Raw genomic sequence first — 20,002 nt, 5'->3', positions numbered from 1 at the left:
ATGCCCGTCATCCCCGTTTCCGGTTCCGAGGAATTCGCGAACCTGCCCACGTCTCCCGCCGAGACCCGCCGGATCGTCGGCGACGCCGTGCGCCTGCACGACGTCGAGCAGTCCGTCGTGGACGGCCTCGACCCCCTCACCTACGAGGTGATCCGCCACCGCCTCACCTCGATCACCGAGGAGATGGGGGAGGCCCTCAAGCGCATGTCCGGCTCGGTCGTGGTGACCGACTGCAACGATTTCGACGCCGCGATCATGGACGAGGTCGGTGACGTCGTCCAGGTCGGCCTCTACAACACCGAACTGGCCGCGTCACTGGACATGGCGGCGAACTGGACACTGCGGCACCGCGCCGCACGTCCCGGAATTCGCCCGGGGGACATGTTCCTGTGCAACGACCCCTGGGTCGGCGGCGGCCTTCACCAGAACGACGTCAGCCTGTTCGCGCCGCTGTTCGTCGACGGCGAGCTCTTCGCCTGGACCGGAGCGGTCGCGCACCAGGTCGACCTCGGCGGCGTTTCGCCGGGCAGCTGGTCCGTCGGCGCGACCGACGTGTTCTGGGAGTCCGTGCCGACCCCTCCGGTCAAGATCGTCGAAGGCGGTGAGATCCGTGCCGACATCGAGGACATGTACCTGCGGCGCTCGCGCGTGCCCAAGCTGGTCGCGCTCGACCTGCGGGCCAAGATCGGGGCCAACAACGTCGCGCACGAACGGCTGCGCGCGCTCTGCGACAAGTACGGCGCCGCCACCGTCAAAGCCGTCATGCGCCGCGTGCTCAACGACGCGGAGTCGCGGCTGCGCACGAAACTGTCCGAACTCCCGGACGGTTCCTGGACTTCGGTCGCACACCAGGACTCCGCCCGCTCCGGTGACCGCGGCATCTACAAGATCGTCTGCACCCTCACCAAGACCGGCGACCAGCTGACCTTCGACTTCACCGGCACCGATCCTCAGGTCGACGGCCTGATCAACTGCACCTACGCGGGCCTGCGCGGGGGCATCATGCCGGTCCTGCTGACCACGCTGTGCGGGGACATCCCCTGGGCACCCGGCGGCCTCTACCGCTGCCTCGACATCGTCAGCGAACCCGGCACGATCAACAACTGCACCTTCCCGGCGGGGATCGGCAAGGCCTCGGTCGCGTCCGCCTGGGCGACCACCAACGTCGTCACCGAATGCCTGGCCGGGCTGCTCGACGCCCACCCCCGGCACCGCGAGCGCCTGATGAGCGTCTGCTGCGGCACGTGGGACTTCGCCTTGCTCGCGGGCGTCGACCAACGCGGCGGTGGTTTCGTCACGATGCTGTGCGACTCGATGGCCGGCGGCCTTGGTGCGCGGACCCACTCCGACGGCGTCGATACCGGTGGCCTGGCGTGCATCCCGATGGGCCGCGTCGCGGACGTCGAGATGAACGAGTTCAGTTTTCCCATGCTCTACCTGTGGCGCCGAGAAGAGGCGGACTCGGGTGGCCCGGGTCGCTACCGCGGTGGGGTCGGCGCTTCGAGCTGCTTCATCCCCTACGACAGCCCGCTGGGCGGCGTCCACCTCGTCGTCTCCGCACCCGGCAAGGCTCTTCCCCTGGCCGGCGGCCTCGCCGGTGGGCTCCCCGCGGGAACCCAGCACGACGTCCTGTTGAGGTCCACCACCGTCCACGCCGACTTCGCCGACGGGCGCATCCCGTCGTCGCTTGCCGAGCTCGGCGGCGAGCCGGACGTGCTGCCCACGCACCACGAGACGGAGCTCGGCGGCAGCGACGTCTACTTCACGCACTGGCAGGGCGGCGGCGGATACGGGGACCCGATGCTGCGTGATCCGGAGGCGGTCGCGGCCGATGTGATCGCGCACAAGGTCTCGCCGGCCGGAGCGGCGGACGTCTACGGCGTCGTCCTCACGGCAGACGGCACCGTCGACACCAAAGCGACGCGAACCCGCCGCGCAGCACTCCGGCGCAGCCGTGCCGGACTGGACGAAGACCGCCAGGAGGCCAACGCATGACGCTCTTCCTCGACGACAACCTCGAACAGCAACCGGACGGGCAAGTCGTCTGCCGGCACTGCGCACAGGTTCTCGGTGATGCCGCGGCACCGATGCGCGACGCCTTGGTCCGGGAAACCCTGCCCGCCAGCGCCGGACCGTCCGTCCGGGAAGACGCGGCCCGGTTCACCGACCGGCCCGTGGTCTTCCGGCAAACTTTCTGCCCCCAGTGCCTGACCCAGCTCCAGGCCGAAATCGTGCCCGGCGACGAACCGTCCTCACGGCACCGCTCCCTGGTGGTGGGCGCATGAGTACCTCTCTGGAGGGACGCACCGTCGTCGTCACCGGCGGAGGGCAAGGATTGGGGCGCGCCTACGCCCAGCGCGTCGCGGCGGACGGTGGGACCGCCGTCATCGCCGACATCAACACCGAGTCCGGGGAGAAGGTCGCGGCCGAGATCACCGAAGCGGGTGGCAATGCGCGCTTCCACTACCTCGACGTCGGCGACCAGGCTTCGTGTCGCGCCTTCGCCGAGTTCGTCGACCGTGAGTTCGGCAGCCTGCACGGCCTGGTGAACAACGCGGCCATCTTCTCGACGATCGTGATGCGCCCGTTCTGGGAGATCCCGGTCGAAGAGTGGGACCGCCTCATGGCCGTCAACCTGCGTGGGCCGTTCCTGCTGACCACGGCGTTACTGCCCGCCCTGAGGCTGGGCGGTGACTCGAGCATCGTCAACGTCTCCTCCGACGCCGTGTGGCTGGGCCGCGCCGGGTACCTGCACTACACCGCGAGCAAAGGCGGCGTGACCGGGATGACCTACTCGATGGCACGCGAACTGGGTGGCGACGGAATCCGCGTGAACGCGATCTCGCCCGGCCCCACTTACACCGAGGTGCCCCGGGGGACTGTCTCGGCGGCTCAAAAGGAAGCGATGCACGCCGCGCAAGCACTCCATCGCGACGCCGGACCCGAGGACATGGTCGGTGTTGTCGCGTTCCTGCTCTCCGACGACAGCCGTTTCATCACCGGACAAGTCCTCTCCGTCAGCGGTGGGTTGCTTCACCGATGACTCCTCCGACAAGTGAAGGACTCCCCACATGACCACGCGGGACCTGCTCTCCACCGTCGTCGACCGGTCTTGGGAGGTGCAGCTTCACGGCCGCCCGATGCCGACGCGGAACCGGTACGAGATCGAAGACCCCACGACCGGCCGGCGCCTGACCGACGCACCCGACTGCTCGGCCGGAGAAGTGGACGAGATCGTCCGCGCGGCAGCCGAAGCTCAGCGTGAATGGGCAAAACTACCTGTGCGTGCCCGCGCCGCGAAGGTTCGCGCGTTCGCCGAGCTCCTCCGCGCTCATGAGGAGGAACTGGCGACGATCGACACGATCGACGCCGGCTTCCCGCTGCCGGTGATGCGGGCGGATGTCGGCGCCGCGGCGACGATCGTCGACATCATGGCCGACCACGCACTGCAGCTCGGTGGGTCGACCTATCCGTTGTCGGGCAACCTGCATTACAGCCTGCAGGAGCCCTACGGCGTCGTCGCGCGCATTGTGCCGTTCAACCACCCGCTGTTCTTCGCCGCCTCCAAGGTCGCGGCGCCACTGGTTGCAGGCAACGCGGTCGTGCTCAAGGCTCCCGACCAGACGCCTCTGTCCGCATTGAGAATGGCGGAGCTGGCAGCCGAAGTCTTCGGCCCCGATCTCTGCGCGGTCATCAGCGGGCGCGGCGCGGTCAGCGGAGCCGCGCTTGTCGCGCATCCACTGATCCGGCGCATCGGTTTCATCGGTGCTCCCGACACCGGCCGGATGATTCAACGCTCAGCCGCCGAGGCCGGTGTCAAGTACGTCAGCCTCGAACTGGGCGGCAAGAACGCCCTTGTCGTGCTGCCCGACGCGGATCTGGACCGAGCTGTCGAGAGCGCGGTGTTCGGGATGAACTACACGGCCACGGCCGGTCAGTCCTGTGGCTCGACCAGCCGGCTGCTGCTCCACGAATCGATCGCCGATCAGGTTCTCGAAGCGGTCGTCGAACATGTCCGATCGATTCGCGTCGGCCACCCGCTCGACGCGGACACTCAGATGGGTCCCGTGATTTCCTGCAACCAGTACGACAAATCCCTGGACGCCATCGCTGCGGCAACCTCTGCGGGCGGCAAGGCGCTCGCGGGAGGCGGTCGACCCGACACTGTCGGACCGGACGGGTGGTACGTCTCTCCCACGGTGCTGGCGGGAATTTCTCCCGACAATCCGGCCGCGGTTGCCGAGATCTTCGGTCCGGTGCTGTCGGTGCTGACATTCCGCGACGAAGCCGAAGCGGTGGCCATCGCCAACAGCAGCGAATACGGACTTACCGCGGGAGTCTTCACCAGTGACGTCACCCGCGCTCACCGGATCGCGAGCGAGTTGCAGGCCGGCTACGTATGGATCAACGGAAGTTCCCGGCATTACTGGGGCCTCCCGTTCGGCGGCGTGAAGTCGTCGGGCGTCGGCCGTGAAGAGTCGGTGGACGAGCTGCTGTCTTACACTGAAACCAAAGCAGTGACCGTTGTGATGGAGTGAAAGCGGTACGTCGCAGGCCCCACCCTGAGCACTCCCTGCACTCGCAAGTGCACAGGGTGGGGCCGTGAAATGTGACGATCGTGAAGAGGGCCGCGTCGGCGGCCAGGAGCAGCGCCGCGGCGGTGTCGGGACCGACGCCGTATCGCTGCAGCAGCCCGGGTGTGTGGGCGTTGACGGCGTCGGTGATTCGCCGGCCGAGTTGCTGCACCGCATTTTGTGCCATGATCGAGTGTCATGACGACCCGTATCGATGTGCGGCAGCTGCCTCAGGACGTCGCGGACCTCATCATCGGCGGCGAGGACCTCGTGATCACGAGGGACGGCGAACCGATCGCGACCGTGACAAGCACCGCGTTCGACGTCGATCCCGGCACGCGGGAAGGCTACGACAACCCGACGGTCGTGGCCACCACGATGAAGCTGTCCCGTGCGGCCCGTGCGGCGCTGTCCGAGCAGTTGGGGTCGGACTACATCGTGCTGGACTTGCACTCCGCGCCGAAGACCGCGGATGTGGTGCTGGTGCCGCCGGTGAGCCCGCAGCTGATCAGCGCCTTGCGCGAGACGTACCCGAAGGCGCGTGTCGTTGTCGCCGAGATCGAGGACCCGGAATGGGGCATCCGCTACGAGGGGCCGATCCGCCGCATGATCGACGCGGGCGCCGAGACCTACCTGGCATCAACGACGATCCCGCGCCTGGCGGCGCAGCTCGACCACGTCGTTGTCCAACAGAAGCGTCACATCGCGGGCCCGACGCAGCTGACAATCGAGGAATAGCCCACCGAATGCTCAGCAGGTCCTCGATCAACGCCCACTGATCGTCTGACAGCAACTGGAACCGCGACGCACGGACTGCATGGCGTCACACGCCAAGACCCTTTGTCAGACAAGCACTAGTGCAGTAGCAGGACCGCTTGGGCGATCGTCTCTTTGAGACGCTGGCCGACATGCCGGACCTCCACGCGCGACAGGCGTCCCACGGGTACGGAAACGTTGATCGCGAGCCGGGCCGGGAGGTTGCCGGCGGGGAAGGCGGCGGCGATCGATGCCACGCCGTCCTCGCTCTCCTCGTTGCTCGTCGCGTACCCGCGCCGCCGGACCCGTTCGATCTCTCGCTTCAGTTCGCTGCGCGTTCCCACCGAATTGACGGTCAGGGTTTCGAGCTGCTCGTCGGGATACATCCGGTGCAGGTCTTCGGTCGAGAACTCCGCCAACAGCGCCTTGCCGGTCGATGTGCAGTTGGCCGGCATCGCCTGGCCCAGCCGCGACGCGACGCGGACCGCGCGCGTACTCTCGAAGGCGTCGATGAACCGCACCGTGGTGCCGTCGAGGATCGCCAGATGGACGGTCTCGGCGAACTCGTTCTTGAGTTCCTCGAGAAATGGACGGAGCGTTTCGCGCACGTCGAACCGCTGCATGACGGAGAACGCCACGGCAGTGAGCGACGTGCCCGGCCGGTACGCTTTGGTTCGGGGGTCTTGCCGGATGAAACCGTGGTATTGCAGCATCGCCAGCAGCCGGTGTGCGGTGGAAGATGCCACCTCCAAGTACTCGGCCACCTCTGTCATCCGCAGCTCGGGACGATCCCCCAGCAGCAACAGGACCCGAAGAGCCTTGTCGACCGAATCAATCGGGTACTGTGGCGCCGGCGAATGAGCCCGGGCGGGGTCGAGAGCGGGCTTCTTCATGATAAAAGCTTACGGCACGGGGCTGGTCCGGTGAACCGTAATCGCTGGTTTCCACTCCAAGCTGTCCCACTCACTGCCAGCTTACGGTTGTCGAGTTTGCCGCCCATGAACGCCGCGTGGGATTGTGGAAGAACGGTGACCGACAATGGCCGACCTTCTCCTTCCGTGGCGCACAGTGGCCCCGGTAGATCTCTATCGGGGCCACCGCGCCTCAGCGTGACGAACGTGAGTCTCAGAATGGCAGGTGACGGGTACCCAGCTCCACGCTCATCCATCGCAGCTCACTGAAGTCGTTGAGCGCGTCAGGCCCTGAACGTCCCCAACCACTCTCCTTGGTGCCACCGTTGGGCAGGTGCGGTTCGTCGTCGATCGTCGGGCCGTTCACGTGCACGGCACCGCTGTTGATCCGCGATGCCACTGCCATCCCGCGGCTCGTGTCGCCGGTGACCACGGAGAACGACAACCCGTAGCGGCTCGCGTTCGCCAGCTCCACGCCCTCGTCGTCATTATCGATCGGCCGGACGACCACGACCGGCCCGAACGTCTCTTCACACGAAAGATCGTTCTCATCGGGCGCGTCGACGATGATGGTGGGCTCGAACATCCGACCGTCATTGACGCCGCCGGAGAAGATTCGAGCGCCGGCATTTACCGCGTCATCGATCCTCGCGCGTACGGCGCCCGCGGCTCGGTCGTTGATCAACGGGCCGAAGATCGTGTCCGGTTCGCTCGGGTCTCCCATCGGCATGGACCGGGCCACCGCGGAGAACTTGGCGAGGAACTCGTCGTAGACCGAGCGCTGAACGAGAATCCGGCGGGCACTCATACAAGTCTGGCCTTGGTGGAAGAATGAGCTGAATGCCGCCAGCTTGGCCGCGTGGTCGAGGTCGGCATCGTCGAGGACCATCATGTGGTTGTAGCCGCCGAGCTCAAGCACTGTTCGTTTCAACGCGGCCCCTGCGCGGGCCGCGATTATCTTGGCGGTGGCAGCCGATCCGGTGAAGTACAGGCATCGCACTGCGGGGTTCTCGTAGAACTCCTCCGAGACGGCAGCGGCGTCGGCCGCGGCATGGGTGACGACGTTGATCACCCCGGCGGGGAATCCGGCGTCGTGCAGAACCTGCGCGATCAGCACACCACCGGTCACCGGGGCTTCCTCCGATGGCTTGAGCACCACAGTGTTCCCGGCCGCGAGCGGCGCGACCACGGCGCGCCAGGCCAGCAGGTTTGCGCCGTTCCACGGAGAGAAGCTGGCAACAACCCCGAGTGGCTTTCGTTCCGCGAACTGCATCGTGTGGGGGTGGTCGGTGGTGAGGATCTTGCCTTTGCTTTCGAAGACCCAGCCGGCGGCCAGCCGCAGCAGCTGGGCGGACCACGTCATCTGGTACATCGCGAAGCCAAAGCCGGCCCCGGTCTCCGCAGCCAACGCCCGCACAACCGCTTGGCTTCGCTGCTCGAGAAGTTCGGCCGCGCGGAGGAACAACGCCTGTTTGGCGGAGGGTGACATCGCTGACCACTTCGGCTGGGCCCGATCGGCGGCGGCGACCGCATCGGCCATGTCCGTGCGAGAGCTGGCCGGTACCCGCGCGAACACGGACCCGTCGAGTGGGTTCAGAGAGTCGAACGTGGCGCCGCTCCGCGCTGAGGTCCAAGTCCCGTCGATCAGCTGGTCGTATTCGCGGACGCCGAGATCGATCTCGGGTGAGCTGGTGAGCGTCATGAATCGTTCCTTCGGAGGTGAATGATCCGGCCAGGGGAGTCAAGTCAAGAACCGATGAGGTCGGAGGCCTTTTCCCCGATCATCATCACTGCCGCGTTCGGGTTGACGACGGGAAGGCGTGGCATGATCGATGCGTCCGCGATCCGCAGCCCGCGGATCCCGTGGACGCGCAGATCGGGGCCGACCACTGCCGTTGGTCCCACACCCATCGCGCAGCTGCCACTCGAGTGGTTGTAGCAGCCCGTTCCACGGGTGACGTAGTCGCGAAGAGCGGCGCCGTCAGTTGCCGCGGGGCCGGGGAGCGATTCCTGTTTTATCAGGCCGGCGAACGGTTCGGTTGCGGCTATTTCGCGGATGACACGAATTCCGTGCATTAGCCGGCTTACGTCGTGTTCGTCGGCGAGCAAGTTGAGATCGATTTGCGGGGGAGTCTCAGGGTCGGCGTTGACGATGCGCAGCGAGCCGCGGCTCTTCGGAACGACCGTGACGCCGATGGTGAAACTGTTGGCAGGGGCCCGCAGCTCCGGTTGATGGAACGGAACCTCGATGAACACCAACTGCATGTCGGGTGCTTCGAGAGCCGGATTGCTGCGGAAAACCATGGACGCCTCGGTGTGCGACCCGAGGCTGTCGGCGGCCGGTTCGGCGAGCTCGAACACGACGCTGCACAGCGGGTGCTCGTGGAGGTTCGCGCCGACGCTCGGAAGGTCGAAGGCCACGTCGACCCCGGCCGCCGTCAGCACGTCGGCGGGCCCTGCACCGGAGAGCATCAGGAGACGGGGGGTGTCGATGGCGCCCGCGCTGAGGATGACCTCGCTCGAGGCCTCGGCCGACACCAGCCTCCCGTCCTTCACGAACTCGACGCCTGCACATCGATCACCGTCGAAGACCAGCTTCCGAGCTCGTGAATTCGTCGCGACGGTGAGATTCGGACGGGTGTCCATGATCGGGTGTAGGTAACCGTCGGCGCTGCTTTGGCGGCGCCCGTTGACGATGTTGAGATCGTGCAGGCCGACCCCCTCCTGGTGCGGGCCGTTGAAATCGTCGGTGCGCGGATGTCCCGCGGCGACCGCCGCGTCGATGAAGACCTGTGCCAAGGGATGCGGGTTCTCCGCGACGGCCGGCCGCATCGGACCGCTGTCGCCGCGGTACTTCGGGTCACCGTCGGGTACTGATTCGAGTCGTTTGAAGTAGGGCAGCACACCTTCGTAGTCCCAGCCGCCGCAACCCGCGGCGGCCCATGCGTCGAAGTCCGCGCGGTGTCCTCGGAGCCACAGCATGGCGTTGATGGCGCTCGAACCGCCGAGTGTCCGTCCCCGGGGCACGTACTTCTCGACGCCGCCGGCGTGGTACTGAGGTACCGTCCGATATGCGTAGTCGACGGCTGTTCCCCACAGCGCCGGCCATGCTGCCGGCACGCTGATGTCGGGCAGCGTGTCGGGCGGGCCGGCTTCGAGCAGCAGAACGGTTGCGTCGGGGCGTTCGGACAGCCGCGCCGCGACCACAGAGCCGGCGGAACCCGCACCGACGACGATGTAGGTGTAACAGTTTTCCGACACTGCCCTACCCTTCTTCTTCGTCCGGTGTTCCACCGGGGTTGGGCTGGTTGACCGCTAGTAGACGCCATGAAGCCGCGTCGCCGGTTGTCGATTTGCGCCACGGTGTAGGAGGTTTCCGCCGATGTCACAGCCAGTCGGACAGAGGTCACCGGACCGACGTGACGTCTTGAAAGGTGATTCCTGGCGCGCGCATGTGCAGTCGGTGTTCGCGGGAACGACGCCCGAGAGGGTCGGGACCCGCGAGCCGCTCGGGAACGTCTGCCAAGCCAAGCTGGGCCTGGTCGAAGCGTTCAACGTCGCGGGCAACCCGCAGGTATTCGTCCGGTCGGCGGCCGATATCGGTCGGATCGGCAGTGATCACCTCAAGGTCTGTTTGCAGCTGCGTGGCAGCGCGATCGTCTGCCAGGGCGGTCGTGAAGTTGCCATCGAACAGGGCCAGTTGGCGGTGTACGACACGGGGAAGCCGTACTCGCTGAGCTTCGGTGGAATGTGGTCTTGCGCTGTGCTGACGCTGCCTCGGCATGCCCTCGGCATGCGTCACCAGGCTGTTGCCGCCGCGATGGACCATCCGTTCCCCGCTTCAGACGGGGCCGGCGCCGTGCTGGCTGAATTTCTGGTGAGCAGCGTGGCGCAGCGTGACCGATTGCAGCTCGATACGGCTGCACGCATGGGTGATGCCGGCCTCGCGCTCCTGGGTGCGACGCTGGCAAACGCTGAACCTGCTGCCCCCGCACCAGCATCGACACTTCGCCTGGAGATCCTCGCGTTCGTTCGTGCTCACCTGGCCGATCCGCATCTGTCCCACGCGTCTGTCGCCGCAGCTCACCACATGTCGGCCCGAACTCTCGATCGGTTGTTCGCTGACGAGCCTTGCACGGTCGCTGACTACATCCGGCATCTGCGGTTGGAAGGTGTGCGTCGAGATCTGGGCGACCCGTCGCAGGCGCACCGGACGATCGCATCCTTGGCCTCCGGCTGGGGATTCGCGGACCCGGCACATTTCAGCCGGTTGTGTCGCGCCAAGTACGGTCTCAGTCCGTCACAGCTGCGAGCTGACCTCGCGGCCGGATCGGTAGCTGCTCGGGCGGCACTCGCGCCGGAAACACCCCCGTTTGGGTGAAGTGAACGCCGTCTATTGTGGATCTGACCGCTGTCCGACGCGATGGCGAAGACGTCCTCCGGCGGAGCTACTGCGATATGCCGGTTTGGACATAGGCGAGCCGCATAACAGCATTTGTCCTCCCTTGCACCCACCCGCAAGATGTGCGTAACGCGGCGGCCGAACAAGCCGGCCCCGCGGCACCTCGCGGTCGGGTTGGCAGGTTCTTCCGGCGACGGCCATGATGGACTATATCGTCCACAATGAGTGGCACGACGGCTGAACGAAGAGAGAAGGGTGCCGGATGAAGGCGATCACGGTGACGGACGAGGCCGCGGGACGGGCCGGGATGACGCTCGCTGAACGACCCGATCCGGATACCGCGAAGCTCGCCGACCTCGCGGGCGCGAACTACGGCGATGTCGTCGTTCAGGTTCACGCTTCGGGCTTTACCTGGGATGAGCTGTCGTGGCCGTCCACGTGGATCGATCGGCTCGGGCGTGACCGCACGCCGTCGATCCCAGGGCACGAAGTTGCCGGAGTGGTCACTTCTCTCAGCTACGGCGCGGCCGGCCTGTCCGTCGGTCAGCGCGTGTTCGGCCTCACGGACTGGACCCGTGACGGCACCCTCGCGGAATACGTGGTCGTCGAGGCGCGCAACCTCGCACCGTTGCCGGGCGATGTCGACTTCACCACCGGCGCGGGCCTGGTGATGTCGGGTTTGACCGCGTGGCAAGGGCTGATCGAACACGGCCGCCTGCAAGCAGGGCAAAGCGTTCTCGTCCACGGTGCGGCCGGCGTGGTCGGATCGATGGCAACGCAGCTCGCGCGGGAAGCGGGTGCCTACGTCATCGGTACCGGGCGCGCCTCCGGCCGCCAGGCGGCACTCGACTTCGGCGCACAGGAGTTCGTTGACCTCGAGAACGACACGCTGGAGGACGTCGGCGGAGTCGACCTGGTGTTTGACGTTTTCGGCGGCGATATCGGGAAGCGGTCCGCGGCGCTGGTCCGAGATGGCGGATCGCTGGTGACCGTCGCCGGACCGCCGGAGGCACGGCCCCGTTCCGGTCTGGCGGTCGACTTCGTTGTACAGCCCGATCGCGCCCAACTCGGCGAGATCGCCCAGCGGGTGCGCGCCGGGAGGGTGCGGACGAACATCGGCAATGTCGCGCCCCTCGATGACGCCGTCGCGGCCTTCAACCCCACTGTGCCGCCCAAGGGCAAGACGATCATCCAAGTCCGCTCGTAAGGGTTCGGCCACAGTGGCCGATTCTGTTTTTTGTCGGATCCACGTCAGCAGCATGGCCATCGTTGAAGAGGGTGGATTCGCTTTCTGGAGATTGCGGAGATCAACCAAGTAGACGAATGTCCTGGTCGCCGCGCCGGCCGCGTCGAACGCCCCTGTCAGCAAGGGATCCTTGCCGACAGGGGCGTTTCACCTTCTGGGCGAACATTCCTACCCTCAGTCGCCGCCTGATGCCGGTTCGTCCGTGCCGTCTTCGTCGTCGGCGTGGGCCAGCAGATGGTCGCGGAGTGCGCGGGCCGTGTCCGAGAGATCGCGGTCGCTGGTGAAGCAGGCGAGCAGCCGCCGGTCCGCCCACGGTTCGGCGAGGGGGACGGCGGCCAGGGTGCCGCTGGTGAGCCAGCGCCGCACGCTGTACCAGGGCAGGATGGCGATGCCGATTCCCCCGGCCACGGCGTGACAGGCGGCGTCGATGCTGGGCAGCCGGACGCGATACCTCGGCTGGGTGCCGAGCGGCTGGGCGTGCGTCTCCAGGTGCTCTTGCAACGGGCTGGCGACGTTCAGGCCGACGAACGCGCGACCCAGCACGTCGGCGTACGGTACCCGGGACAGGCGGGCCAGCGGGTCGTCGGGCAGCGTGACGACCACCAGCGGATCCGGGCGGATCACCCGGGTTTCGAGCTGTCCGAGTTCGTGGGAGTCGGCGACGATTCCGATATCGGCGCGGCCTTCGGCCACCGCTGCGACAATGCGGTGGCTCGGGCGTTCCTCCAGGTCGATGCGGGCGTGCGGGTACCGGGCGAGAAACGAGACGGCGGCGGCCGGCATGAGGCTCGCGGTGCCGGCGGCGTTGGCCCGGACGCGGACGGTGGCGCCGTGTCCCTGCGCATATTCGTCAAGTTCTGTGGGCAGCCGGCCGACCGCGTGGCACACGGACCTGGCGTGGCGGACCAGCACCTGTCCCGCCGGGGTGAGGGCGACTCCGCGACGGCCACGGTCGAAGAGCGTCACGCCCAGGGTGCGCTCCAGATTGCTGATGCGCCCACTGGCCGAGGGTACGGACAGCCGGGCCCGGGCCGCGCCGTGCGTGATACTGCCGGTCTCCGCGACCGCCGTCACGAGGTCGAGATCGATGAGGTCCACTGACAGTTCCTGTCTTGGTGATACGTGCACGGCACGTTCAGACTTCGTGTTTTCCGAACCCTGACTGAAGATATCTCGAATTTACAGGGTATTTCTTCATGGCCATAATAGGTCTCGATGGCTGTGCAGCATTCTCACCCGAGCATGACGACCCGCACCGAGCATGGCGGCGGGTTCGCGCCGACGGAGGTACCCGTGCGCACCTACCGGAGGCTGATTTCCCATGCCCCGCGATGGTCTTAAATATGTTCGGGACGAAGCCGAGCTGCGCTCCGATCTTGTCGGGGACACTCCGTGTGCTCGCCGGCGCGTTCCTACGCGCTGCTGGTGAGCTTCTGACGGTGCCGTTCAGCCACTTCGTTGACGTCGGCAGCGCTCCCTCCGCGCGCGCCCTGTGACAGGAGAAGGACGTCACCGCGGTGAACACCCCCGCATCAGGCGCGTTGCGCGGACAAGGCGGCCGGTCGTCGTGGCCGGCACGGACTCCCTGTCCCGTGTGGTGCGCGTACGTGACCAGCCACTGCTCGAGAAAGCATCAGGAGAGATGAAGTGGATTTTGAGATGGATGCACAGAGGAATGCCGAAAATGGTTCGTATGAGGCTGTCGTGGACGGGCAGGTGGTCGGCATGATCGTCTACCACACGCCGCGTGGTGATCAGCGGGTGACGCTCAGCCATACGATTGTCGAGCCCGAGTATCGCGGTCGTGGGATCGCGACGCGGCTGGTGAAATATGCTTTGGACGATCTGCTGGCGCGGGACCTGAAGCTCACCAATTACTGCACCTTTGTGGCGGACTACATTGCCGATCACCCTGAGTACAAGGGGTTGGTTGATGGCCGGTTCCCGGGCCGTGCGGTGGTGCCTGATCGCGCGCCGCGCGAGCGCACCAATTGACGGACGTGCCCGACCGTCGCTGACCCCTCACCCGCTGGTTGCAAGAACAAGGCAGATTTACTTGAACCTCGACAAGCTCATGAGCAAGCATCTCACCAGGTATTTCGACCCCAGCAAGACCGTTCCGGAGGAAACCCTTCAGCAGTTGCTGAGGTTCCTTCGCTCGACGCCCACGTCGACGAACATCCAGCCCAACCATTTCTACGTCGTCGCCACACCCGAAGGCAAAGAGCGGCTGGCCGGCAACCTGGGCGAACAATTCGAGCACAACAACGAGAAAATCCTGAACGCGTCGCACGTCATCATCCTCACCTCCCGGGCAGATCTGCCCGAGAGTCATGTCGAGGCGGTGTTCTCGAAGGAGAGAGCCGACGGCCGGTTCCCGGACCCGGTAAAGCAGGGGCTGCGGGAGTCGAAGAGCCGCGACTTCCTCGACCTGCACATCTACCGCTACAACGACCTGAACCACTGGATGGACAAGCAGGCGTACATGGCGCTGGGCATGACCATGATGGCGGCCGCTGAGCTCGGCGTCGAGGCCATGCCGCTCGAAGGGTTCGACCCGACCAGTGTCGACAAGGCGTTCATGATCCGCGAAACCGGTCACACCACGACCGTGCTGCTGGCTCTCGGCTACCCCGACCGGGCGAAAGTGAACAACGGCCCGATTTCGCGCTTCGAAGCCGACCAATTGTTCACCTTCGTCTGAACAATCACGGCATTGGAAACGACCATTAAATGGTCCCGATTATAGATTATCGTTGTGACACCACAGTTCGCCGACACGAACAGGAAAATCCTGATGTCCGAGTCCTGCTCACTGCCCACCAAGCCCGAAGACATTGTCACGGCGCTGGTCGAGCGATTCAATTCCGGCAAGATCAGCGAGCTGATGCCCTTGTACGAGGAGGAGGTCGTGCTCGTCAAGCCCGACGGTCGGACCGTCACCGGCCACGCCGGGATCGTTGACGATCTCGAGCCTTTCCTCACGCTCGGCCTGTCGCTGACGGCCAAGACACGCCACGTGTTCGTCGCCGGCGACACCGCCGAGATCATCCTGGACTGGTCGATCGACGGCACCGGCCCCGACGGCGAGAAAATGCACTTCCATGGCTCGGCAAGCGATGTCCTGCGCCGCGGCGCGGACGGAGTCTGGCGCTACCTGATCGACAACAACCAGGGGACGGCGGTCCGGCGGCCCGCCTGACCCGTGTCCGCCACGGTGGCCCCTCGGCGAGAGCCCGCTCTTCAGCGTGGCGTCGACGAGGGGCCGCCGCAGTACTCGAGAAAATCGGGCGGATCTGGCTGAGCAGGCTCTTGGCTTGGAAATCTCTGGGCATTGGCGGGAGGTTGCCGGTGTTCACCGACGGGGTGCTGGAGAGCCTGCGACGATTCCCAGAGACCGGCTGGGGCGGATCTCCTCGACGAAGCGTCGGGCGCCAGCGCGACGTTCGGCACGAGGACCGGACTGTCCACATCGGACAGCTTCCGGTCCTCCGTTCGAAAGCGACGATCAGGTGGCGCGGATCAATGATCGAGACCAGCGTGGGCGCTTGCCGCTATCCGGCCTGGCCAAGGGTTTCCTCGGCCGGCTGTCCTGCGGACGGCGGTCCGGAAGGCGATGGCGGGGCGGGGTGGGCGGGTACCGGGTCGGCGCCGCCCTGGTCGAGTCGGAACGGCGGATAGCGGTCGGTCATCAGTGCGGTGTAGGCGGCCACGCGCAGCGCCCAGCGGTTGATGCCGAGCACGAAGTCGTAGAGGGACTTCGGGTACCGGCCGGTGAACAGCAGCACGATCGCGGCGATCAGCAGGAGCAGCGTGATGAGGCCGGCACCGCCCGCGACGGCGTTCCAGCCAGGGTCGGTGGTCGCACCGGAGCTTGCCCACAGCCCGCCGCCGACGAGGATCGACAGCACGATGTAGTGCGGCAGGGCCAGGAGCCACCACTTGACCAGCACCAGGCCGCGGGACAGCCGCTCGGGGTAGGGCACGTCGAGGTGCGCCGGGTAGTCGGCCGCGTCGGCGAGACTGAAGGGCGGATAGCGGTCGGTGCCCAGGGCGCTGTAGCCGTAGTAGTTCACCCGCCAGCTCCATCGCAGCACGCCGACGTTGAAGTCGAACAACGGTCGCGGATAGCGCGCGGTGATCAGAATGGCGAAGAACGCGATCACGCTGACTACGCAGAAGGCGATCCACAGGAAGAACAGCACGACGAAGTGCGGGATCAGCAGCAGCCATTTGACCAGCCACAGGCCGCGGGAGCCCGACGGCTCGAGCGCCGCGTCGACGCGGACGGGGTAGGACGTGCGGGGATCGGTCATGGTGTGCTCCCGGTGGCGGGTGCCTGGGGGAGGACGGAGACGACGAGCTTGCCTCGGGTCTTCCCGTCGAGCAGGTGGCGGATGGCCGCGGCGACCTCGGTCAGTGGGTAGGTGCGCTCGATCGCGGGGGTGAGCTTTCCGCCCTCGATGAGCGCGCCGAGCGCGATCAGGTCGCCGGCGTTCTCCTTCGCGACGAAGGTGCCCAGCTGCTGGTGGACGAACGGCGAAAGCAGCTTCGCCCGGATCTGGCGGTCGCTGCCGCTGAGCAGCCGGCCGCCGCTCTCTCCGCCGACGATGACCAGTCGTCCCCGTGGTGTCAGAACCCGCCGTAGATCGGACAGCCGGGCGTTGCCGCCGATGTCGAGGACGACGTCGTAGTGGTGTCCGCCGTCGGCGAGGGCGGCACGGGTGTAGTCGATGACGTGGTCGGCGCCCAGGGCGCGAACCATCTCCACCTTGCCGGCGCTGCAGACGCCGGTGACGTCCGCGCCGAACGCCTTCGCGATCTGCACGGCGAACGTCCCGACACCGCCCGAGGCGCCGATGATCAGCACCTTCTCACCGGCCCGGACGCGTCCATGGTCGCGGACCGCCTGCAGGGCCGTTACCCCTGAGACCGGGACAGCGGCAGCCTGTTCGAACGAGAGGTTCGCCGGCTTCGGGGCGAGCTTGCCGGGTCGGGCGGTCGCATACTGCGCGAAGGTGCTGGTCGACATCCCGAACACCTCGTCGCCGGGGGTGAAGCCCGTGACGCTGCGGCCGACCGCCTCGACCGTTCCCGCCAGGTTCCGGCCGGGGTTGGAGTACTTCGGGCGGCGCAGTCCGAAGCCGGCGAGCCGGATCGGATACGGCAGGCCGGACATGATGTGCCAGGTGCCCCGATCCACACTGGCCGCGCGCACCTTCACCAGGATGTCGTCGTCTCCCATGGTCGGTATGTCGATCTGCGCGACCCGGAAGAGGCCCTCGGGAGCGGCGCCGTAGCGGTCCTGCACGGCCGCCGTCATCGTTGACCCTCCGGTCTCGCGAGGGGGACCCCTCAGGCTGTCGACGTGCGTGGTGCGCATCGTGACCTTCCTTGTTGATCTCTGAACGGTGTACATGATTTGTACGCCGTACAAAGAACCGTCTACCCTGCTGGTACCGAAGTCAAGGGGAGGAAGGCACCCGTGTCCGAATCAGGTGGGCGACGCCCTCGCGGTCCGCGACGCGCCCTCACCGAGGACGAGATCCTCGACGCGGCGCTGAGCCTGCTCGACCACGGCCCGGACGCGGCGTCCGTGCGGGCGATTGCCGCGCGGGTGGGCGTGGTCCCGAACGCGATCTACACCTACTTCCCGGACAAGGCCGCCGTGATCGATGCACTCGTCGAGCGGCTGCTCAGCGAGGTGGACCACGACGTCTTCGCCGACCGTGCGCAGCCCTGGCGCGAGCGCGTGGAGGCGCTGGCCCTGGAACTGCGAGCAAAACTGTCCGCCCATCCGGGCGCGGTCAGCCTGATGGTCGGCAGCCGCATGGACGGCCCTGTCGCGCAGGCCCTCACCGAACGGCTCCTGCAACTGCTGGCCGACGCCGGACTCGACGCCACCGACGCCGCACGGGCGTCCTACCTGCTGTTCGTCTACATCTTCGGCTCCCTCGCCCTGGAAGTCGCCGATGTGCGGCACAAGGTCCCGATGCCGGCGGAGTCGGAACGGATCGCCACCCGCCAGCTCGCCTTCTCTGCGAGACCGCCCGACCAGTTCCCGCTCAGCGCCGCGGCGGCGGCAACAATGGCCGGCTACATCTCCACCGAGCAGTACCTCTGGGGCCTTCGCCGGATCCTCGAGGGCCTCACCGCCCGCGTGGCCACGGGACGCAAGTCCGCCGGATCCGACTGAGCCACACCCGATGATCACCGGTCCGCCCGGTCTTCGCCCCCGCCGGGCACCGAATCCGAGCGGACAAGAGGAGACCGGTCGAACACACTCTTTCTAGCGGCGTCGGAACCCTTGAGGAAATACCCGGCCACCTGACGCGGCCAGACCATCCGGCTGGACGTTGTGTCGCAGCCCATGCGGCTTCGGCTCGGCACCGCCGACGGCGTCCGTGAGCACAGCCCGGGCTTCTTCGCTCTCGCCGACCGCAGCTACTGGCTCGTCGACGTGCGGCCCGCCCGGGTCGTGAGCATGCCCGCAGTCCCGTTCCGGCCACGCGTGACACGTGGCCTTATGAGGTCGCACTGGAGAAGATTGCCCGAAGCCTGGGCCTGAACGACCACAACGACATCTGACCCGCCGCGGTGTAACCGCGGCTTACGGTGAAGGAAACGCAAGCCGCACTGGAGATCATCTCCGCCGGGGCCGACACGAGCCTTGGATAACGGAGAGCTTGCACGACGAGAAGGGCATCCTCCGGTGCGGCTTTTCTTTGTGCAGACGCTGGCTCAGGTCGGTTGCGCGGCCTCTGGTGTCCCGGGATGGGTTTCGCCGCTTCTCGGGCTGGCCTTTCCGGTAGGTGCCTGGGGCGTCGCCAAGGTCCGAGGACGCAGGAATCCGTCGAACGGCGGTAGCCAGGACGACGAGTGCGGGGCGGAGTCATGATCTTCGCAACGGAGTCTCGTTCACCGCGGTCGGCATCCGCTGCACGGCGAGTGCCGGCGGCCGGCCATTGGCACGAACATCTTGGTGTGGATGCTCAGCCGACGCGGTCGTGTGGACCGCGCGTAGCCGGTCTCCGCCGGTCGCCGTCACGCGCCACCGGTCGACACAAGATCGGCCACTGACCGGGTTTCGCCTGGTCAGTGGCCGATTTGTGCTGGTCACTGCTCGTGCCCCCGGAGAGATTCGAACTCTCACTGGACGGGTTTTGAATCCGTTGCCTCTGCCAGTTGGGCTACGGGGGCGAGCGCGGGGAACTTTACGCGATCACCGGTGACGCGCGTGTGGCGGGGCGGGGTGTCGCGGTCGCCACTTCGTGGTGAACGCCATCTTGGGAACTGGATCGTTCCCGGTAGGCTGACCTTTCGCGGGTCACCGCGAGTCAACCGTCCCGCCGAGCCTTCAGGAGGACCCCGGTGACCGAACAGGCTACCGAGGCCAACGGTGCCGCCACCGTGCCGCAGCGTCGGGTGCTCGTCGCCGAGGACGAGGCGCTCATCAGGCTCGACCTGGTCGAGATGCTGCGTGAGGAGGGCTACGAGGTGGTCGGCGAGGCCGGCGATGGTGAAGAAGCCATCAATCTGGCCACCGACCTCAAGCCCGACCTCGTCATCCTCGACGTCAAGATGCCGAAACTCGACGGTATCGAGGCCGCCGCCAAGATCACGAGCGACCGGATCGCGCCGGTCGTCATCCTCACCGCGTTCAGCCAGCGCGACCTCGTCGAGCGGGCCCGCGACGCGGGCACGATGGCGTACCTGGTGAAGCCGTTCGCGAAGCGTGACCTCGTGCCGGCCATCGAGCTGGCCGTGAGCCGCTTCTCCGAGCTGCAGGCGCTGGAGGCCGAAGTCGCGGGCCTCACCGACCGGCTCGAGACCCGCAAGGTCATCGACCGCGCGAAGGGCCTGCTGATGAGTCGCCAGGGGCTCACCGAGCCAGACGCGTTCCGGTGGATACAGCGCACCGCGATGGACCGCCGCACGACGATGAAGGCGGTGGCCGAGGCCGTGGTGGAGAGCATCGGCTAGGTCTCACCCATCCGAGTGGCAAAACGGGCGTGACCAGGGGGTCGCGCCCGTTTTGGTGTGGTCTTCCGTCGCTGTGCAGGGTCCGGGAGGGCAAGTTTGCTACCTTCGAGTCTGATCTTGGCCCGTTGCT

General features: G+C 66.7%; 18 protein-coding genes and 1 tRNA gene. 12 read left to right on the top strand and 7 right to left on the bottom strand.

What is annotated here, in order from left to right; genetic code table 11:
• The 5 genes from ACQPXB_RS30380 to ACQPXB_RS30360 all read left to right on the top strand — a co-directional run bounded on the left by ACQPXB_RS30380 (position 1) and on the right by ACQPXB_RS30360 (position 5,312).
• The gene (locus ACQPXB_RS30380) at positions 1 to 1,995 is read left to right on the top strand and encodes a hydantoinase B/oxoprolinase family protein (RefSeq protein WP_432845296.1); all 1,995 of its coding nucleotides are present in this window, start codon (positions 1 to 3) and stop codon (positions 1,993 to 1,995) included.
• Positions 1,992 to 2,285: a hypothetical protein gene (locus tag ACQPXB_RS30375; protein WP_432845295.1), complete on the top strand. Its 294-nt coding sequence runs from the start codon at positions 1,992 to 1,994 to the stop codon at positions 2,283 to 2,285. The genes ACQPXB_RS30380 and ACQPXB_RS30375 overlap by 4 nt, the downstream gene beginning before the upstream one ends.
• Positions 2,282 to 3,043 (top strand): SDR family NAD(P)-dependent oxidoreductase, encoded by a 762-nt coding sequence (locus tag ACQPXB_RS30370; protein ID WP_432845294.1) that lies wholly within the window; start codon positions 2,282 to 2,284, stop codon positions 3,041 to 3,043. Before ACQPXB_RS30375 ends, ACQPXB_RS30370 begins: the two co-directional genes overlap by 4 nt.
• 28 nt (positions 3,044 to 3,071) lie before the next feature.
• On the top strand, positions 3,072 to 4,538 hold the full coding sequence (locus tag ACQPXB_RS30365; protein WP_366581427.1) for an aldehyde dehydrogenase family protein: 1,467 nt from the start codon (positions 3,072 to 3,074) through the stop codon (positions 4,536 to 4,538).
• Positions 4,539 to 4,772: 234 nt separating this feature from the next.
• Positions 4,773 to 5,312 carry a hypothetical protein gene (locus ACQPXB_RS30360; protein ID WP_432845293.1) on the top strand — a complete coding sequence of 180 codons (540 nt, stop codon included), beginning with the start codon at positions 4,773 to 4,775 and terminating at the stop codon, positions 5,310 to 5,312.
• Between the two features lie 116 nt (positions 5,313 to 5,428).
• Here ACQPXB_RS30360 and ACQPXB_RS30355 read toward each other — a convergent pair whose 3' ends face one another.
• From ACQPXB_RS30355 to ACQPXB_RS30345, 3 genes are all read right to left on the bottom strand, one after another.
• Positions 5,429 to 6,223 (bottom strand): IclR family transcriptional regulator, encoded by a 795-nt coding sequence (locus ACQPXB_RS30355; protein WP_432845292.1) that lies wholly within the window; start codon positions 6,221 to 6,223, stop codon positions 5,429 to 5,431.
• Between the two features lie 232 nt (positions 6,224 to 6,455).
• Positions 6,456 to 7,943, bottom strand: coding sequence for an aldehyde dehydrogenase family protein (locus ACQPXB_RS30350; RefSeq protein WP_432845291.1), 1,488 nt, complete (start codon positions 7,941 to 7,943; stop codon positions 6,456 to 6,458).
• 44 nt (positions 7,944 to 7,987) lie between these two features.
• Positions 7,988 to 9,502, bottom strand: coding sequence for a GMC family oxidoreductase (locus tag ACQPXB_RS30345; RefSeq protein ID WP_432845290.1), 1,515 nt, complete (start codon positions 9,500 to 9,502; stop codon positions 7,988 to 7,990).
• Between the two features lie 166 nt (positions 9,503 to 9,668).
• Here ACQPXB_RS30345 and ACQPXB_RS30340 point away from each other — a divergent pair, with 166 nt between their 5' ends.
• Positions 9,669 to 10,622: a helix-turn-helix domain-containing protein gene (locus ACQPXB_RS30340; protein ID WP_432845289.1), complete on the top strand. Its 954-nt coding sequence runs from the start codon at positions 9,669 to 9,671 to the stop codon at positions 10,620 to 10,622.
• 283 nt (positions 10,623 to 10,905) lie between these two features.
• Entirely contained in the window at positions 10,906 to 11,850 is a 945-nt protein-coding gene (locus ACQPXB_RS30335; protein ID WP_432845288.1) for an NADP-dependent oxidoreductase, read from the top strand.
• Positions 11,851 to 12,063: 213 nt separating this feature from the next.
• Here the strand turns inward: ACQPXB_RS30335 and ACQPXB_RS30330 are convergent, their stop codons facing one another.
• A complete protein-coding gene (locus ACQPXB_RS30330; RefSeq protein WP_432845287.1) occupies positions 12,064 to 12,987 on the bottom strand; it encodes a LysR family transcriptional regulator in 924 nt (307 codons plus the stop codon).
• A gap of 549 nt (positions 12,988 to 13,536) precedes the next feature.
• Between ACQPXB_RS30330 and ACQPXB_RS30325 the strand changes: the two genes are divergently transcribed.
• The 3 genes from ACQPXB_RS30325 (at position 13,537) to ACQPXB_RS30315 (ending at position 15,091) form a co-directional block, all read left to right on the top strand.
• Complete coding sequence (locus ACQPXB_RS30325; RefSeq protein WP_432845286.1) at positions 13,537 to 13,884, top strand: GNAT family N-acetyltransferase; 348 nt, start codon at positions 13,537 to 13,539, stop codon at positions 13,882 to 13,884.
• Positions 13,885 to 13,945: 61 nt separating this feature from the next.
• Entirely contained in the window at positions 13,946 to 14,593 is a 648-nt protein-coding gene (locus ACQPXB_RS30320) for a nitroreductase family protein (protein WP_432845285.1), read from the top strand.
• A gap of 54 nt (positions 14,594 to 14,647) precedes the next feature.
• Positions 14,648 to 15,091: a YybH family protein gene (locus tag ACQPXB_RS30315; RefSeq protein WP_432845284.1), complete on the top strand. Its 444-nt coding sequence runs from the start codon at positions 14,648 to 14,650 to the stop codon at positions 15,089 to 15,091.
• A gap of 352 nt (positions 15,092 to 15,443) precedes the next feature.
• Here the strand turns inward: ACQPXB_RS30315 and ACQPXB_RS30310 are convergent, their stop codons facing one another.
• The gene (locus ACQPXB_RS30310; RefSeq protein WP_432845283.1) at positions 15,444 to 16,205 is read right to left on the bottom strand and encodes a DUF4389 domain-containing protein; all 762 of its coding nucleotides are present in this window, start codon (positions 16,203 to 16,205) and stop codon (positions 15,444 to 15,446) included.
• Positions 16,202 to 17,212, bottom strand: coding sequence for an NAD(P)-dependent alcohol dehydrogenase (locus tag ACQPXB_RS30305; RefSeq protein WP_432845282.1), 1,011 nt, complete (start codon positions 17,210 to 17,212; stop codon positions 16,202 to 16,204). The genes ACQPXB_RS30310 and ACQPXB_RS30305 overlap by 4 nt, the downstream gene beginning before the upstream one ends.
• Positions 17,213 to 17,374: 162 nt before the next feature.
• Between ACQPXB_RS30305 and ACQPXB_RS30300 the strand changes: the two genes are divergently transcribed.
• A complete protein-coding gene (locus tag ACQPXB_RS30300) occupies positions 17,375 to 18,085 on the top strand; it encodes a TetR/AcrR family transcriptional regulator (protein ID WP_386949671.1) in 711 nt (236 codons plus the stop codon).
• Between the two features lie 930 nt (positions 18,086 to 19,015).
• Here the strand turns inward: ACQPXB_RS30300 and ACQPXB_RS30295 are convergent.
• Positions 19,016 to 19,089: transfer RNA gene (locus tag ACQPXB_RS30295), tRNA-Leu, on the bottom strand.
• Positions 19,090 to 19,260: 171 nt separating this feature from the next.
• Between ACQPXB_RS30295 and ACQPXB_RS30290 the strand changes: the two genes are divergently transcribed.
• Positions 19,261 to 19,872: an ANTAR domain-containing response regulator gene (locus ACQPXB_RS30290; RefSeq protein WP_220242049.1), complete on the top strand. Its 612-nt coding sequence runs from the start codon at positions 19,261 to 19,263 to the stop codon at positions 19,870 to 19,872.
• Positions 19,873 to 20,002 lie beyond the last annotated feature (130 nt).

The organism is Amycolatopsis sp. CA-161197 (assembly GCF_050942255.1).
Taxonomy (GTDB): Bacteria; Actinomycetota; Actinomycetes; order Mycobacteriales; family Pseudonocardiaceae; genus Amycolatopsis.
The sequence above is the reverse complement of the archived record's forward strand: the minus strand, read 5'-3'. Positions and strand labels throughout refer to the sequence as shown.